Annotated in this window: 1 protein-coding gene; it reads right to left on the reverse strand. The window is 74.0% G+C overall.

The window, feature by feature from the left end; all coding sequences use genetic code 11:
* The coding region (locus ABGB06_RS39425) for an alcohol dehydrogenase catalytic domain-containing protein (RefSeq protein ID WP_347600575.1) at positions 1–511 on the reverse strand (511 nt) is incomplete at its 3' end.
* Positions 512–597 lie beyond the last annotated feature (86 nt).

Raw genomic sequence — 597 nt, forward strand, 5'->3', positions numbered from 1 at the left:
CGCCGCCGGCCGCGGCGTGGATGAGGATGGACTGGCCGGGGCGGAGGGCGGCGAGGTCGATCAGGCCGTAGTAGGCGGTGAGGTAGACCACGGGCATGGTCGCGGCCTGCGCGAACGTCCAACCCTCCGGCATCCGCGCCAGCAGCGGCCGGTTCGCCGTCGCCAGCGGGCCGATGCCGCCGGTCACCAGTCCGAACACCCGGTCGCCCGGCACCAGGTCCGTCACGTCGGGCGCGGTCTCGACCACGACGCCGGCCGCCTCCGTGCCGATCGTCACGTCTCCCGGGTACATGCCCAACGCGCCCAGCGCGTCGCGGAAGTTCAGTCCGGCGGCGCGGACCGACAGCCGTACCTCTCCCGGTTCCAGTGGTCTGGTCGCGTCGGGTGCGGGTACCAGCGCGAGCCGGTCCAGGGAGCCCGGTTCCGTCACGTCCAGCCGCCAGGCGCCGGTCGCGTCCTGGGGCGGCGCGAGTGGGGGTGGTTCGGCACGGACCAGGCGGGGGACCAGCAACTCACCTGCGCGGAGGGCGAGTTGTGGCTCTCTGGTGGTGGTGGCGCGGGGTAGGGCTTGTTCGGAGGCGGGGGTGCCGTCGGTGT

It is taken from the genome of Streptomyces sp. B6B3 (assembly GCF_039871525.1).
Taxonomy (GTDB): Bacteria; Actinomycetota; Actinomycetes; order Streptomycetales; family Streptomycetaceae; genus Streptomyces.